This is a genomic window from Paraburkholderia sp. XV (assembly GCF_020177535.1).
Taxonomy (GTDB): Bacteria; Pseudomonadota; Gammaproteobacteria; order Burkholderiales; family Burkholderiaceae; genus Paraburkholderia; species Paraburkholderia caribensis.
Genome location: NZ_JAGUUD010000004.1, coordinates 35563 through 49270, shown reverse-complemented (window position 1 = coordinate 49270; position 13708 = coordinate 35563). Strand labels below are relative to the sequence as shown.

The window sequence follows — 13708 nt, the reverse complement described above, 5'->3', positions numbered from 1 at the left end:
ATGCTGGACGATCTGCCGAACATCAGCGCTCCGCACCTCGAAACACCGCAACCGGAGAAACTGACGCCTACGATGCCATCGACGCATCCGCCGCGCATCCTGCTGCTGTATGGGTCGCTGCGGGCCACGTCGTACAGCCAGTTGCTTACGCTCGAAGCCGAGCGCATTCTTCGGCATTTCGGCGCGGACACACGGGTATTCGATCCTCACGGCCTGCCGCTCGCCGATAGTGTCCCGGCAGACCATCCGAAGGTCGTCGAACTGCGCAAACTGTCGGAGTGGTCCGAGGGGCAGGTATGGTGCAGCCCCGAGCGTCACGGCAACCTGACGGCCGTGTTCAAGAACCAGATCGACTGGCTGCCGCTCGAAAGTGCGGGCATACGGCCGACACAAGGCCGCACGCTCGCGGTCATGCAGGTATGCGGCGGCTCGCAGTCCTTCAACGCGGTGAACGCGCTGCGCGTGCTCGGCCGCTGGATGCGGATGGTGACGATCCCCAATCAGTCGTCGGTCGCGAAGGCCTACCAGGAGTTCGATTCCGACGGCCGGATGAAACCCTCTGCCTACTACGACCGCGTGGTCGACGTCATGGAAGAACTGTTCAAATTCACGCTGCTTGTCCGCGATCGTTCGGACTATCTGACAGACCGCTATAGCGAACGGAAGGAGGCAGCGCCCGCGCCGGCGAGCACGCTCGCCAGCGCGGCGATGCGGCACGAAGCCAGTTCGGGTGCCGACACCGACGACAGCGAAACGGAATGAGCGCGGCCACGTTTGCGCAAAGATAAAGGCGTGGGCGCCCAGATTGTTTCGTGTGCGTCGGTCTGTGACGATTTCGCTTCGCGCCCGTCACCGCGTTCGCTTCGCGCGCGGCTTGCCTGCCGCATCGCCATTCGGGCTTTCGCCTTCCTGCGGGTCTTCGCTTTCCAGTTGCCGCTTGTCGGACTGCTCGAGCGGGGGCTCGGCGGGCGCGTTGTCCGCGCCCTCGGCCTCGATCTGCCGGCGGGCCGTGTCCCAGTACTCGTCGGCGTGTTTCCTGGGGTCGTCGTCCCGCTCCCACAGTTGATACGCACGTTCGCGAATCCGTTGGTCGGTGCTGCGTTCGCCATCATGTTCAGCCATGTCGTTCTCCCGGGAGCAATAGCGCCTTGGCATTGAGCATTCGCGATGCCTGATCCCGGAACAGCCGCCGCCATCTCATCCGAGACTTTCGACGGCGGCGTCCGCCTGCGAGTCGTCCCTGTCGCGTGGGCCGCGAAGGCCGAAATGCCTGGCGAGCGTATCGACGACGTTCTCCGCCATGCTCCGCCGCGTTTCGCCCGTCGCCGAACCGATATGCGGCGTCAACACGACTCTGCGGTCGTGTATCAGCGCTTCGGGGACGACGGGCTCGTGCTCGAAAACATCGAGCGCCGCGCCCGCAATCCCGTCTTGCGCCAAAGCGGCAATCAGCGCCGCCTCGTCGACCACGGGTCCGCGCGAAATGTTCACGAGATACCCGCGTGGTCCGAGCGCATCGAGCACCGCTCCATTGACGAGATGATGCGTGGCAGGAGAAAGCGGGCAGGTCAGAATCAGCATGTCGCAATCGCTCGCGAGACGAACGACGTCGTCGTAGTACGGAATATCGACCGGTTTCCGGCTCGGGCCGAAATACGCGAGCTTCGAGCCGAATGCCTGCAGGCGCTTCGCGATTGCAGACCCGATCGTCCCCAGTCCGACAATCCCGACTTTCATGCGCGAGAGGGAACGTCCAAGCGGATACTGCCCGTGCGCGGGCCACGTTCCCGTACGGACGAAGGCATCCGCGTTGATGAAGTCGCGGGTGACGGCAAGTGCCAGACCGACGGCTGCATTCGCGACGTCTTCGGCCAGAATGTGCGACGTGTTTTCGATTGCGATGCCGCGCGAAGGCGGCTCGCCGGCAGCGAGCCGTTGCCCGGTTTTGGACATGAACTCTACCCGCAAGGCGATCCGCGAGCAGCCTGTCTGCTGTCGATGCTGACGCCATCGCAAACGACGAGCGAGCTGATTGCTGGCGTGGACAGCGTGACAGGCAGGCAGCCCACCATCGATATTGCGCTTGCTGCGCTCGTCGAGCATTGTCAGTTGGAGCGAGACGCGGCCTTCGCGCTGTTTGCGATCGCGAGAAGCGTAGGCTGGGCCGCGCATTCCATCGAACAGATGACGAGCGGCAGTCTGTTGCGTCCTCGCGCACTACGTCGGGCCTGCCGTCGCCGAAGGGGACGACGCCGAAGCCTGAGGCCGGCCTACCAGCGCAACAGCTTCGGCCCCAGCCACGCGCCGATGCACGCGGGCAGCAACATCCCGATCGCGTACCACACGCTCCAGAACGCCGGGCTCATCTCCGGGCAATGCAGGCAATAGACGATCGTCGCAGTGGAACTTGCAAGCAGCCCGGCGACAGCACCCGCGAGCCGCAACTGAGTCGGAGCGAGCGATTTCACCGCCCAGAACACGGCAGGAAACGTCGGCACCGACAGCAGCACGATGTTGAACGGGCAGGTGCGCCACGTGTGACCGAGCACGATCGGCAAGCGCGCGCCGGGCGCCGCGCTGTCGAGCACCATCATGCTCGCGATCCACACCGCGATGAACGGCAACGCAATGATCGCCCACGAATAGCCGGCGCGCGCGCCCGGCCGGCCGAGCCGCATCACGGCGAGCATCGCGCCCACGGCGATGGCGAGCGGATACGCCAGCTTTGCCCAGAAGATCGTGGTACGCGCGACGCTGCCCAGATCGTGCCGCACGCCGAACACCACGCTCATCAGGATCAACGAGCCCAACGCGCCGAGCAGAAGCGCCTGGATGAAGCGGCGCGCCACCGCGCCGCGCTCGATACGCGTCACCTGGTTCGACAGGAGGCCAATGAGGTCGTCGGTCTTCATCGCAGCCCCCGAATGAGCGCGGACAGCGCCTTGAGACCTCTATGCACGCCGACCTTCACGGCCGATTCGGACAGGCCCGTGATACGCGCCGTCTCCGTCACCGACAGGCCTTCGAGTTTCATGTGAACGATGGGCAGCCGCTGCTTGTCGGGCAGATGTTCGAGCAGCTTGCCGATGTCGTGACGCGCCTGAGCGGGTTCGTCGTCGGTGTCGGCGAGCAGCTCGGCGTAATCGTCGAGCGGATCGTTCAGGGATTCGCGGCGTGCGCGCGAGCGGAAGAAATCCATCAGCTTGTAGCGGGCGATTGCGTGCAGCCAGGCAGTCAGAGGTTCGTCGGGACGATAGGTGTGCCGCGCGTTGTGCACCGCGAGCAGAATCTCCTGGACGAGGTCTTCGACGTCGTCGCGATAGTGCGGAATGCGCCGGCGCAGAAAGCCGCGCAAATGCCGCGTAAGTGCTTGCAGAAAGCTGCGATAAGCGTCGGCGTCGCCGTCGAGACCGCGCACGAACAACGCTTTCAGGCGGCTTTCCGCTTCTTGCAACATGGCTCCCTTATTGGCAGAACGGCGAGGCGACGAGCCGTGCGCGTGGCTCGCTACCGCAGCGAGCGGGGCGCTGAGCTTCAGATCGAGCGTTTCGGCATAGCCGAAGCCGTGATGCGCAACTATAGCGCGGTCGTCGTCCATCGTCGTCATCCGCCTCCTTTACCGGGTTAATTCGCCCCTAAGCCGGTTTCGGTTACACCGAGCGAAAATTTTTTCGAGCGGAGTGAATTGACCAAATAAGCACGCGAGGCTGTAACCAATTCCGTGTCCCCGACGAATTGACGTGTATCCGACCGTCATGGTGATCGACATGGACACGATGAAAGCGACCCTCACTCCGGCGCGCGAAACCGCACCGCGCAACGCGCCGATCCATCCGCTCTGGCTGCGCATCACGCATTGGCTCAATGCTGTTGCCGCACTCGTGATGATGTTCTCCGGCTGGCGCATTTATGACGCGTCGCCGGTGTTTCACAACATCGTGATTCCACCGTCGATCACGCTCGGCGGCTGGCTTGGCGGCGCGCTGCAATGGCACTTCGCGGCGATGTGGCTGCTGGTGTTCAACGGCATCGTGTATCTCGCGCTCAACATCGGGAGCGGGCGCTTCGTCGCGAAGTTTTTCCCGGTCTCGCCGCGCGCCGTGCTGCGCGATTTCATCGCCGCATTGAGCGGCAAGCTCGCTCACACGGATTTGCGCCAGTACAACGCGGTGCAGAAGCTGGCGTATCTGGTCGTGATCGTCGATCTCGCGGTGCTCGTGCTGTCGGGGCTCGCGATCTGGAAGTCGGTCCAGTTTCCGCTGCTGCGCGAGCTGATGGGCGGCTATGACAACGCGCGCATCGTGCACTTCTGCGCGATGGCCGTGATGGCGGCGTTCGTCGTCGTGCATGTCGCGATGGTCGCGCTCGTGCCGCGCTCGCTGCTGACGATGCTGCGCGGCCGCTGATTTTCCGCCCGAGGACACGACATGAAGACCGACGACAAATCCATCATGAAGCTCGACCGCGCAGCGATTCTCGCGGATGCGCGCCGCGAACTGGACATGCCTTCACGCCGCCTGTTCGGCAAGCGCCTGTTGACCTTGGGCGGCCTGTCGCTGCTCACAGGCTGCTCGATCACCGACGACAAATCGGTCAACGCATTTCTGACTGCCGTCTCACGCCTGAACGATCGCGCACAAGCGTTCCTGTTCGATCCGCACCAGCTCGCGCCGACTTATACCGAAGCGCAGCTCACGCGGCCCTTTCCGTTCAACGCGTTCTACGGCATCGACGATGTGCCCGAGGTGAACGGCAGCGATTATCGGCTGAAGGTGAGCGGTCTCGTAACGGGGCAGCGCGTGTGGACGCTGCCTGAGTTGTACGCGCTGCCGCACGCCGAGCAGATCACGCGGCATATCTGCGTGGAAGGGTGGAGCGCGATCGGACGCTGGGGCGGCACGCCATTCGCGGAGTTCCTGCGCCGCATCGGGGCGGATACGAGCGCGAAGTATGTCGGCTTTCGCTGCGCGGACGACTACTACGAGAGCATTGACATGCCGACGGCGCTGCATCCGCAAACCCTGCTGACGTTCGAATACGACGGCCAGCGTTTGCCCGCGAAATACGGCTATCCGATGAAGCTGCGGATGCCGACCAAGCTTGGCTACAAGAACCCGAAACATATCGTCGAAATCTTCGTCACCAACACCTATCCCGGCGGCTATTGGGTCGATCAGGGCTACAACTGGTTCGGTGGTTCTTGAGCGCAGTGATTTTTCTGGTTCCGGTCATGCCGGATGCCACTTTCAACCCACGAAGGAGATGAGCAATGAAACGACTGATGACAGCAGTATTCGCAGCAGCGATGGCATTAGGCACCACGGCTGCATTCGCGCAGGCAAGCGGCGCGATGGCAAACGATGCGATGAGCAAAGACAGCATGTCGCACGATGCGATGAAAAAGGACAACATGTCGCACGATTCGATGAAGAAGAGCAGCAAGATGAAGAAGCACGACGCGATGGGAATGGATCATCCCGCGTCGGGTGCGATGTCGCAGTAAGCAATCGCAACCGGACAAGCCGGGCGTGCGTGCGCGCCCGGCTGCTTTCGTCTGGGCCGTTCAGGCCTGTGCCTGAAAAACCAGATTGAACGGCGTTTGCGTCGCGCGCCTGAAACGCGTGAAACCGCCTGCAGTCACCACTTCTCTGAGCCGCGCCTCGCCCGCCTGCGCGCCGAGCGCCCTTGCGCCTTCCTGCGACAACGATGCGCCCGTGCAGATCATCGTCGACGCCGAATAAAACACGCGCCCTATCGGGTTGAGATTGTCTTCGAGGCGGTCGTTCGCAAAGGGCTCGACGATCATCCACGAGCCGCCGGGCTTCAGCGATTGCAACACGTGGGCCGCCGCGCCCGTCGGGTCGCCCATGTCGTGCAGGCAGTCGAAGAAGGCGACGAGATCGTAGTCGCGTCCCGGGTATTGCTGCGCGCTTGCGATTTCGAATGTGACGCGCTCGCCGAGGCCCGATTCATCCGCGAGTTCTCGTGCTCGCTGCACGGACGGTTCGTGATAGTCGAAGCCGACGAAGGTCGCGTCCGGATAGGCCTGCGCCATCAACATCGTCGATACGCCGTGGCCGCAGCCGACATCCGCGACTTTGGCGCCGCCTCCCTTGAGTACGGCTTCGACGCCGTGTAAAGCGGGAATCCACTCGTCGACCAGATGCGCCGCATAGCCCGGACGAAAGAACCGCTCGGTGCCCTTGAACAGCGATGGATGGTGCTGATGCCATCCCACGCCCAGCCCCGTGCGAAATGCGCCTTCGAGCTTGGGCAGGCTGCGGAACATCGCTTCGGCGCAATCGGCGAAACCCGGAATGAAAGTCGGGCTGCCTTCTTCGGCAAAGCACATCGCCATTTCGTTTTCGAGCTGGTAGCGGGCGGTGTCGGGATCGTAGCGGATGAAGCCCGATGCGGCTTGCGCCGCAAGCCATTCGCGCACGTATCGCTCGGCGAGGCCGGCGCGCTCGGCAATCTGCTCCGAGGTCATCCAGCCCTGTTCGGTCATCGCCTTGTACAGGCCGAGCCGGTCGCCCAGCGCGATCAGCGGCGCCGACGCGACCGCGCCGAACTCGCCAACCATGCGCGCCATGAAGTCCTGCACCTTCTGCTCGTCGTATTGCACGTGCCACCTCCGTGAAGAAGGCAGAATTGATATGACGAAAAGAGCGTCGGCCGATGCTTGCGTTTCGTCGACTTCGCCCATGCCAAGTATAGGTACTGAAAACACAGATGAAAGGCAAAGTACAGATGACGGCGGACGATCAGACGGTGTGTATGATCCGCGAACATCACCGTGTCTTCATCCATACACCGGGACTTCAGATGAGTTCAAGCAGGCAGTCCAAACGCAACCTTCCAGGCAAACACGATCTGGAATCGATGTCGGTATTCCGTTACGAGCTGCGCAAGTTCTTGCGCGTGTCCGAGGAAATCGCCAGTGCGGCGGGCATCACCACCTTGCAATATCAGTTGCTGCTGCACGTGCGCGGTTTCGAGGGGCGCAACTGGGCCACGGTCGGCGAACTGGCGGAGCGTCTGCAGGCCGCGCCGAACGGCACGGCGGCGCTCGTGTCGCGCTGTGAATCGGCCGGTCTCGTGACGCGCAAGCCTGACGCCGAAGATCGCCGCCAGGTGCAGGTGCATCTGACGCCAAAGGGCGAGCGCTGCCTGCTCAAGCTCGCAGCCGAGCACAAGGCGCATTACGGGTCGTTTGGCTGGGTATTCGGCGACACGGGCGAATAACCCGTCTCGCGCGGGCCGCAGGCACCGAAGCGGAACATCGTGCATTTATGTCACAATGTGCCTTAATTTGCTTTTGGTCAAACTGACGTCCCGATGCGCATTCCCGTACTTCTCGACCGGCGCGCCTTGCTGCGCGGCAGGCGGCTTTGGCTGCATTACGGCGTGTTCTGGCTCGGCGCGGTCGCGACCGGGCTTGTCGCCGTCATGTACGCGCGGCTGATCGATTTCGGCTACGACACGTTTCTGCGCTACACCACGGAGTTCTGGTGGCTGCCGCTCGTGCTGACACCCGCAGTCGCGGCGCTCGGCGTCTGGATTACGCGGCGCTGCTTCGCGGGCGCTGAAGGCAGCGGCATTCCGCAAGTCATCGCGACGCTGCACGAAGGGGGCGACCTCGGCCCGCGTCTGCTGACCCTGCGCATTCTGGTCGGCAAGATCGCCGTGTCGTTTCTGTCGATTCTCGGCGGATTCACCATTGGACGCGAAGGGCCGACCATCCATATCGGCGCCGCGCTGATGTTCAGCCTGCGGCGCTTCTATCCGGCCCGCTTGCGCAGCCTGCGCGGCGCGGGCCTGGAGCGCAAGCTCGCGCTGGCCGGGGCGGCGGCGGGGCTGTCCGCGGCATTCAATGCGCCGCTCGCGGGTGTCGTCTTCGCCATCGAAGAACTGACGCGCAGCTTCGAAACGCGCACCAGCGGCGTCCTGATTACGGCGATCATCTTCGCGGGGATCGTCTCGCTAGCCTTGCAGGGCAACTACACCTACTTCGGCACAATCGATATCGACGGGCATTTTCCCGATCTGCTCGTGGTTGCCGTCGTGATGCTGGGCGTCGTGACGGGCGTGGCGGGCGGCGCGTTCTGCTGGCTGCTGCTGAACACCCATCGCTGGATGCCGGCGCGCGTCGCGGCGTGGAGAGAGGCACATCCCGTTGCATTCGGCGCGGCGTGCGGCCTCTTCATTGCGCTGATCGGTGTCGCTGCAGGCGGTCATACGTTCGGCAGCGGCTATGCGGAAGCGCGCGGCATGCTGGAAGGCAATTCGCAGCTTGGCGCGAGTTACCCGCTGCTGAAGATGGCGTCGATGGTCGGATCGTATCTGCCCGGCGCGCCCGGTGGGTTGTTCGCGCCTTCGCTCGCGATCGGCGCGGGCATCGGCAACGCGCTGCATCTCGTGTTCGCGCACACGCAACTGCCGATGCTGATCGCGCTCGGCATGGTCGGCTATCTTGCCGCCGTCACGCAAAGCCCGATCACCGCGTTCGTGATCGTGATCGAAATGATCAACGGACACGCGCTGGTCCTCTCGCTGATGGCGACCGCGCTAATTTCCAGCCAGGTGTCGAAGCTGTTTGCGCCACCGCTTTACGAAGCGCTGGCGCAGCGTTATCTCGCGAAGCAGTGAGCGCGCATCACTTATCGGGCAACGCATACGCGATCACATAGTCGCCAAGCTTCGTGCCGAACGAGCCATGTCCGCCCGCCGCGATCACCACGTATTGCTTGCCGTTCGCTTCATAGGTCATCGGCGTGGCCTGGCCGCCAGCGGGAAGCCGCGCGCGCCATAGCTCTTCGCCTGTGTCGGTGCTGTAGGCGCGCAAATAGTTATCGGCCGTCGCGCCGATGAAGAACACGTGGCCTGCCGTCGTCATCGGACCGCCCAGCATCGGCATGCCCATCCTGAACGGCAGCGGAATGGGCGCGCTATCGCGAACCGTGCCGATGCGCTTTTTCCACACCACCTCGTTGGTCCTCAGATCGAGCGCTGCCACGTAGCCCCACGCAGGCTGCTTGCAAGGCAAGCCGATCGGCGACAGGAACGGGTTCAGCTCCACGCCGAACGGCACGCCGTATTGCGGCTGGATGCCCGCTTCGGTGCCCGTGCCGCCCTGGCCGTTCGCGGGCGGCTGAATCGGGTTGTGCGGCCCGCGTGCGACGAGCTTCGATACGAACGGCAGCGCGATCGGGTTGGCGATGGCGAGTTGCCGGTCGGTATCGACGGCCAGACCGCCCCATTCGAACATGCCGAGATTGCCCGGAAAAACCAGCGTGCCCTGTTCGGACGGCGGCGTGAACGGACCTTCGTAGCGAAGCCGGTGAAAGATCACCCGGCACGCGAGCTGGTCGAACATCGTTGCGCCCCACATGTCGGCGCCCGACAGGTTCTTCGCGGGCCGGAAGGTCAGTTGCGAGTAGGGCTGCGTCGGCGACACATGGTCGCCTTCGGCCGCACCTTGCGGCACGGGCTTCTCGGGTGCGGGCACGATCGGCGTGCCGGTGCGGCGATCCAGCACGAAGATGTTGCCCGTCTTCGCAGGCGCGTAGATCGCGGGCAGGACGTTGCCGTTGCGGTCGGTGATGTCGGCGATGGTCGGCTGCGCGGGCAGATCCATGTCCCACAGATCGTGATGCACCGTCTGATAGAACCACGCCAGCTTGCCCGTCGATGCATGCAGCGCCAGCAGCCCGCTCGCGTAGCGTTCATCCTGCGGCGTGCGATTGCCGCCCCAGATGTCGGGCGTCGTCACGCCCATCGGCAGATAGACGAGGTCGAGCTTCGCGTCGTAGGCGGCGGGCGCCCACGAGTTCGGAGAATTGAACGTGTACGTGTGCTGGTCGTCGGGAATGGCGTTCGGCGTGTCCGAGCCTGGATCGAATGCCCACACGAGTTTGCCTGTTTCGACGTCGAAGCCGCGTATCACGCCGGACGGCTCGCGGGTCGAATAGTTGTCCGTGACCGATCCCGCCATCACGATGATCTTGTCGGTGACGATGGGCGGCGAGGTCGGTTCGTACTGCCCCACCGTCGTCACCGGTTGCAGATGCTGCAAGTCGAGGTCGCCGTTGTTGCCGAAACCGGCGCAGCGCTGTCCCGTTGCGGCATCGACTTCGAACAGATGGCCATTGTTGACGGGCAGGATCACGCGGCGTGCGCATGCGGGCAACGCGCGTTGCGCGGCTTGGTCCTTTGCGGCGGCGGCCGCCGCCGTCTCGTAATACGACACGCCGCGGCAGGTCACGTGCTGGAAGGTCTGGTCGGCTTTCAGGCCTGGATCGAAGCGCCATTTCTCCTTGCCTGTCGCGGCGTCCAGTGCGAACAGGATCTGATGCGGCGAGCACAGATAGAGCATGTCGCCGACCTTGAGCGGTGTGACTTCGTCGGTGATTTCACCGGGATCGTTGGGGCCTTTCTTGTCGCCCGTCTGAAAGGTCCACGCGACCTGCAGGTCTTTTGCGTTTTGCTGGTTGATCTGCGTGAGCGGCGAATAGCGGGTGCCCGCTTGCGTGCGTCCGTAGGCCGTCCAGTCGCCGGGGCGCGGGTCGGGCTGCGCCGGCGCCGCGGCGGCGCTTTCAGCGACCTTGCCGTTGATTTCCTGCGGGTCGTTGAATGCCGCATACGCGAGCGCCACGCCCGTGAGAACGAGGCACACCACGAGCGCAACGGCGCCGCCCCGCCGCGCGGATACATCGAACAGACGGAAGACGAACGGCAACAGCAGCCAGATGCCGAACAGGACGAGAATATCGGTGCGCGGCGCGAGCGCCCAGAAATCGAAACCCGCTTCGAACACGGCCCAGATCAGCGTGCCGATCAGCAACAGCGCATAGAGCGACAACGCGAGCCCGTTGCCGCGATGGATCAGCCACGCGACGGCGAGCAACACGATGCCCGCAACGATGTAATAAGGGGTGCCGCCTATCGTGACGAGCCAGATGCCGCCTGTCAGCAGGTACAGACCGGACAGCACCGCGAACAGAACGGTCAGCCATGCGATGACGGGCGGCGACGTGCGTCCCGACAGGCCCCGGGAGGAGTTCGCTCGGTTCTCATCGTTCATGCTGTCAGCCTCCTGTTCGTGCTTGATGGCGCGTTGCGCGTGCGATGCTCAACCTGTATCGCTTAGCAACATGCGGACCTGAAAGCGTATGCGAAGTGGATCAGTGCGCAACGCGATACTCGCACGCGTGCTGTCGACTCGACTCATCGTGCACCGTGTCGGGATGTATCGCAAGCAAACAGTCACTGCACAAACTTTGTGGAGGCGTGACGCGTGCGATCGCACGCGAACACATTCAGGCCACGCCCAATTCGAGCGTGCGTGTATCGATCGGCCTGATGACGCTTTCACAGGCGGGTGCGCCCGTCTTCAGATGGACGACGAGATCGTAGGTTGTCGAAGGACGAGTGAGCATCAGGCAGGTGGACTCGGTGTTCGCGACACGCGTTGCGTGCCACACGTTGGGGCGCATGCAAAGACCTTTGCCGACGGGAATCTCGAATGCGCGCAGCGAGTTGAGGTCCGGCTCGCCGTCTTCGAGCGACGTCGCGACGATATGCACGACGGGCGCCGTCAACGGCACGATGGCCTGCTGCGTCAGTCGATGCAATTCGAGCGCGGAGATCTCCGCGTCACGATTGCGGTACACGACCCAGAGTATTTCGGTTTCGCCCGCCGTGCCCGTATCGAACAGATGCTCGCGCCAGAAGTCGGACGCCGGGCTGACGAAGGCCGGCGCGTCGCCGTCCGTGCGTACGGGCTTGCCGAGCATCCAGCCATACGGTTCGCAGCGATTCGCTTCGAGCGGTTCGATCGGAATGGAAAGAGCGGTCAGCATGTCGGCGTACTCGTGTTGACGAATGGATCGGTCATGCGTGCGAGATGGCGTCGTCCGATGGTGGGAACAGCGCGAACTCCGGCCCATGCTTCAGGCTGAAATCGAGCACGACGTTCAGCGCGAGACGCGTGATCGACTCGGCAAGCAGGCTGTCGGGCGTGCGCCGGTACGCGGCGACCAGCGGCAATGCGGGCACGCGGTGCGTGACCTGCAACAGTTGCAACTGACCCGCTTCGAGCTCGCGCATCACGAACGCGGGCGGCAGCACGGCAATGCCGAATCCGTCGACCACGAGCCGGATGATCGCCGCCACCGACGACAGACAATTGATCTGCACCTGCACGTCGCCACTCGCCGCGAACAGGCCCGTCAGGAACTCATGCGGCGGCGAGTGACGCGCGAAGCTGATCACCGGATACGCGGCCAGTTCGGTTTCGGTGAGCGCCTGCGCGGACAGATTGAGCGCCGGGCTCGCCATCCAGCGCATCGGCAGGCTGCCGAGCGGCACATTCGTCATGTCCGCGCCGGCGACGCTCGTCGTCTGGAACGACACGTCGATATGCCCGTTCGCCAGTTGAGCGGAGAGGTTCGCGGAGGTGTCGCTGGTCAGCTCGATCACGAGGTTCGGATATTCGTCGCGAATGCGCTTGAGCAGATCGGGCAGCCACGTGTGCACGATCGACTCGATCGCGCCGAGCCGCAGCAGGCCCGACACCTTCGAGCGATCGCCGACGCTCGCGAGCATCGCCTGATTCAGCTTCAGCATCTGTTCGGCAAACGGCAGCGCTTTGCTGCCGTCCTGCGTGAGCGTCGCTTCCTTCGGGCCGCGCTCGAACAGCCGCACGCCGAGTTCCTGTTCGAGCGCGGAAATGCGGCTCGAAATGGCTGCCTGGGTCGCGTGCAGCCGCTCGGCCGTCAGGCGGAAGCTGCGCAGCCGCGCCAGCCAGACAAACGTTTCCAGAAATCGCAGATTCATTCACAACCCTGACGAGGCAAGCACGAATGGCTCAGTGTAGCGCCGCGACCCGCCGCAGGTGACAAGAAAAATTTCAACCACGCGACAACTTTAATTTGTTGGACACGTACGGCGCAGGCGCCAAAACTTCGCAACACATGCCCATCGACGCAAGGGCAAACACACTGTCAAACCAGAGGACGTTGCGATGAAGAAAGTGTCATGCGAAATCGAAGGCGGGTTGCCCGTAGAAGTGAACGCGAGCCGTCTCGTGATTGCGGGCTGGGCGGGACGCGACCATGCCGAGGTCGAGCATCATATTCGCGAGCTGGAAGCGATCGGCGTGCGCAGGCCGTCGAGCGTGCCATGCTTCTATGAAGTCGCGCCCGCCTTGCTGACGACGGCGGACAGCATCGAGGTGATCGGCGGGCATTCGTCGGGCGAAGTGGAAGTCGTGCTGATCCAGACGCAAGAGGACGGCTTGCTGGTCGGCATCGGTTCGGATCATACGGACCGTAAGGTCGAAGGCTACGACGTTGCCGTGTCGAAACAGATGTGCGCGAAACCGCTCGGCAAGACGCTGTGGCGCTACGCGGACGTGGCTGCACATTGGGACGCGCTGATTGCTCGCAGCTGGCGCATCGATGCGAACGGCGAGCGTATCCGTTATCAGGAGGGCACGCTGGCGCGGCTGATCCATCCCGAGCCGCTGATCTGGCGTGCGTTCGGTTCGACGTCGATGATTCCCGAGACCGTGCTGTTCTGCGGCACGCAGCCCGTGCTCGGCGCGCTGACGTCAGCGCGCGCGTACGAACTGGAGTTGCACGATCCTGTGCTTGGACGCAGCTTGCGGCATCGCTATGGCGTCGATGCGCTTGCGCATACGGAGTGA

At 63.6% G+C, this 13708-nt stretch carries 16 protein-coding genes; 8 read left to right on the top strand and 8 right to left on the bottom strand.

What is annotated here, in order from left to right; genetic code table 11:
* Complete coding sequence (gene arsH, locus KFO72_RS03435; RefSeq protein ID WP_225031392.1) at positions 1-762, top strand: arsenical resistance protein ArsH; 762 nt, start codon at positions 1-3, stop codon at positions 760-762.
* Positions 763-849: 87 nt separating this feature from the next.
* On the opposite strand, the gene KFO72_RS03430 is transcribed toward arsH, so the two are convergent.
* Both KFO72_RS03430 and KFO72_RS03425 read right to left on the bottom strand, forming a co-directional pair.
* A complete protein-coding gene (locus KFO72_RS03430; RefSeq protein WP_054931278.1) occupies positions 850-1122 on the bottom strand; it encodes a DUF2934 domain-containing protein in 273 nt (90 codons plus the stop codon).
* A 75-nt stretch (positions 1123-1197) separates the two neighbouring features.
* Entirely contained in the window at positions 1198-1953 is a 756-nt protein-coding gene (locus KFO72_RS03425) for an NAD(P)-dependent oxidoreductase (RefSeq protein ID WP_225031391.1), read from the bottom strand.
* Between KFO72_RS03425 and KFO72_RS03420 the strand changes: the two genes are divergently transcribed.
* Entirely contained in the window at positions 1879-2388 is a 510-nt protein-coding gene (locus KFO72_RS03420; protein ID WP_225031390.1) for a citrate/2-methylcitrate synthase, read from the top strand. The genes KFO72_RS03425 and KFO72_RS03420 overlap by 75 nt on opposite strands.
* Here KFO72_RS03420 and KFO72_RS03415 read toward each other — a convergent pair.
* Positions 2271-2912: a DUF1109 domain-containing protein gene (locus KFO72_RS03415; RefSeq protein WP_225031389.1), complete on the bottom strand. Its 642-nt coding sequence runs from the start codon at positions 2910-2912 to the stop codon at positions 2271-2273. The two genes, KFO72_RS03420 and KFO72_RS03415, sit on opposite strands and share 118 nt — an antisense overlap.
* Complete coding sequence (locus KFO72_RS03410) at positions 2909-3457, bottom strand: sigma-70 family RNA polymerase sigma factor (protein ID WP_054931368.1); 549 nt, start codon at positions 3455-3457, stop codon at positions 2909-2911. Before KFO72_RS03410 ends, KFO72_RS03415 begins: the two co-directional genes overlap by 4 nt.
* A gap of 310 nt (positions 3458-3767) precedes the next feature.
* Between KFO72_RS03410 and KFO72_RS03405 the strand changes: the two genes are divergently transcribed.
* The 3 genes from KFO72_RS03405 to KFO72_RS03395 all read left to right on the top strand — a co-directional run bounded on the left by KFO72_RS03405 (position 3768) and on the right by KFO72_RS03395 (position 5503).
* Positions 3768-4406 (top strand): cytochrome b/b6 domain-containing protein, encoded by a 639-nt coding sequence (locus KFO72_RS03405; protein WP_176052957.1) that lies wholly within the window; start codon positions 3768-3770, stop codon positions 4404-4406.
* A gap of 21 nt (positions 4407-4427) precedes the next feature.
* Positions 4428-5204: a molybdopterin-dependent oxidoreductase gene (locus KFO72_RS03400; RefSeq protein ID WP_062918719.1), complete on the top strand. Its 777-nt coding sequence runs from the start codon at positions 4428-4430 to the stop codon at positions 5202-5204.
* A gap of 65 nt (positions 5205-5269) precedes the next feature.
* Positions 5270-5503 (top strand): pentapeptide MXKDX repeat protein, encoded by a 234-nt coding sequence (locus KFO72_RS03395; RefSeq protein ID WP_054931273.1) that lies wholly within the window; start codon positions 5270-5272, stop codon positions 5501-5503.
* 60 nt (positions 5504-5563) lie between these two features.
* Here the strand turns inward: KFO72_RS03395 and KFO72_RS03390 are convergent, their stop codons facing one another.
* Positions 5564-6625, bottom strand: a complete 1062-nt coding sequence (locus tag KFO72_RS03390) for a class I SAM-dependent methyltransferase (protein ID WP_060610613.1) — start codon at positions 6623-6625, stop codon at positions 5564-5566.
* Between the two features lie 200 nt (positions 6626-6825).
* Here KFO72_RS03390 and KFO72_RS03385 point away from each other — a divergent pair, with 200 nt between their 5' ends.
* Positions 6826-7245 (top strand): MarR family winged helix-turn-helix transcriptional regulator, encoded by a 420-nt coding sequence (locus KFO72_RS03385; RefSeq protein WP_054931365.1) that lies wholly within the window; start codon positions 6826-6828, stop codon positions 7243-7245.
* 93 nt (positions 7246-7338) lie between these two features.
* Positions 7339-8649, top strand: a complete 1311-nt coding sequence (locus KFO72_RS03380; RefSeq protein ID WP_062918718.1) for a chloride channel protein — start codon at positions 7339-7341, stop codon at positions 8647-8649.
* 7 nt (positions 8650-8656) lie between these two features.
* On the opposite strand, the gene KFO72_RS03375 is transcribed toward KFO72_RS03380, so the two are convergent.
* From KFO72_RS03375 to KFO72_RS03365, 3 genes are all read right to left on the bottom strand, one after another.
* Positions 8657-11083 (bottom strand): glucose/quinate/shikimate family membrane-bound PQQ-dependent dehydrogenase, encoded by a 2427-nt coding sequence (locus KFO72_RS03375; protein WP_225031388.1) that lies wholly within the window; start codon positions 11081-11083, stop codon positions 8657-8659.
* A gap of 235 nt (positions 11084-11318) precedes the next feature.
* Positions 11319-11861 (bottom strand): ureidoglycolate lyase, encoded by a 543-nt coding sequence (locus tag KFO72_RS03370; protein WP_062918716.1) that lies wholly within the window; start codon positions 11859-11861, stop codon positions 11319-11321.
* Between the two features lie 31 nt (positions 11862-11892).
* Entirely contained in the window at positions 11893-12837 is a 945-nt protein-coding gene (locus tag KFO72_RS03365) for a LysR family transcriptional regulator (protein WP_054931269.1), read from the bottom strand.
* A gap of 187 nt (positions 12838-13024) precedes the next feature.
* Here KFO72_RS03365 and KFO72_RS03360 point away from each other — a divergent pair, with 187 nt between their 5' ends.
* Positions 13025-13708, top strand: a complete 684-nt coding sequence (locus KFO72_RS03360) for a DUF2848 domain-containing protein (RefSeq protein WP_054931268.1) — start codon at positions 13025-13027, stop codon at positions 13706-13708.

Excerpts from the sequence above, each read along its gene's own strand:
- arsH (WP_225031392.1), top strand. The coding sequence starts at position 1 with ATGCTGGACGATCTGCCGAACATCAGCGCTCCGCACCTCGAAACACCG.
- KFO72_RS03370 (WP_062918716.1), bottom strand. The coding sequence starts at position 11,861 with ATGCTGACCGCTCTTTCCATTCCGATCGAACCGCTCGAAGCGAATCGC.
- KFO72_RS03410 (WP_054931368.1), bottom strand. The coding sequence starts at position 3,457 with ATGTTGCAAGAAGCGGAAAGCCGCCTGAAAGCGTTGTTCGTGCGCGGT.
- KFO72_RS03395 (WP_054931273.1), top strand. The coding sequence starts at position 5,270 with ATGAAACGACTGATGACAGCAGTATTCGCAGCAGCGATGGCATTAGGC.
- KFO72_RS03405 (WP_176052957.1), top strand. The coding sequence starts at position 3,768 with ATGGACACGATGAAAGCGACCCTCACTCCGGCGCGCGAAACCGCACCG.
- KFO72_RS03365 (WP_054931269.1), bottom strand. The coding sequence starts at position 12,837 with ATGAATCTGCGATTTCTGGAAACGTTTGTCTGGCTGGCGCGGCTGCGC.
- KFO72_RS03385 (WP_054931365.1), top strand. The coding sequence starts at position 6,826 with ATGAGTTCAAGCAGGCAGTCCAAACGCAACCTTCCAGGCAAACACGAT.
- KFO72_RS03415 (WP_225031389.1), bottom strand. The coding sequence starts at position 2,912 with ATGAAGACCGACGACCTCATTGGCCTCCTGTCGAACCAGGTGACGCGT.
- KFO72_RS03400 (WP_062918719.1), top strand. The coding sequence starts at position 4,428 with ATGAAGACCGACGACAAATCCATCATGAAGCTCGACCGCGCAGCGATT.
- KFO72_RS03430 (WP_054931278.1), bottom strand. The coding sequence starts at position 1,122 with ATGGCTGAACATGATGGCGAACGCAGCACCGACCAACGGATTCGCGAA.
- KFO72_RS03425 (WP_225031391.1), bottom strand. The coding sequence starts at position 1,953 with ATGTCCAAAACCGGGCAACGGCTCGCTGCCGGCGAGCCGCCTTCGCGC.
- KFO72_RS03360 (WP_054931268.1), top strand. The coding sequence starts at position 13,025 with ATGAAGAAAGTGTCATGCGAAATCGAAGGCGGGTTGCCCGTAGAAGTG.
- KFO72_RS03375 (WP_225031388.1), bottom strand. The coding sequence starts at position 11,083 with ATGAACGATGAGAACCGAGCGAACTCCTCCCGGGGCCTGTCGGGACGC.
- KFO72_RS03380 (WP_062918718.1), top strand. The coding sequence starts at position 7,339 with ATGCGCATTCCCGTACTTCTCGACCGGCGCGCCTTGCTGCGCGGCAGG.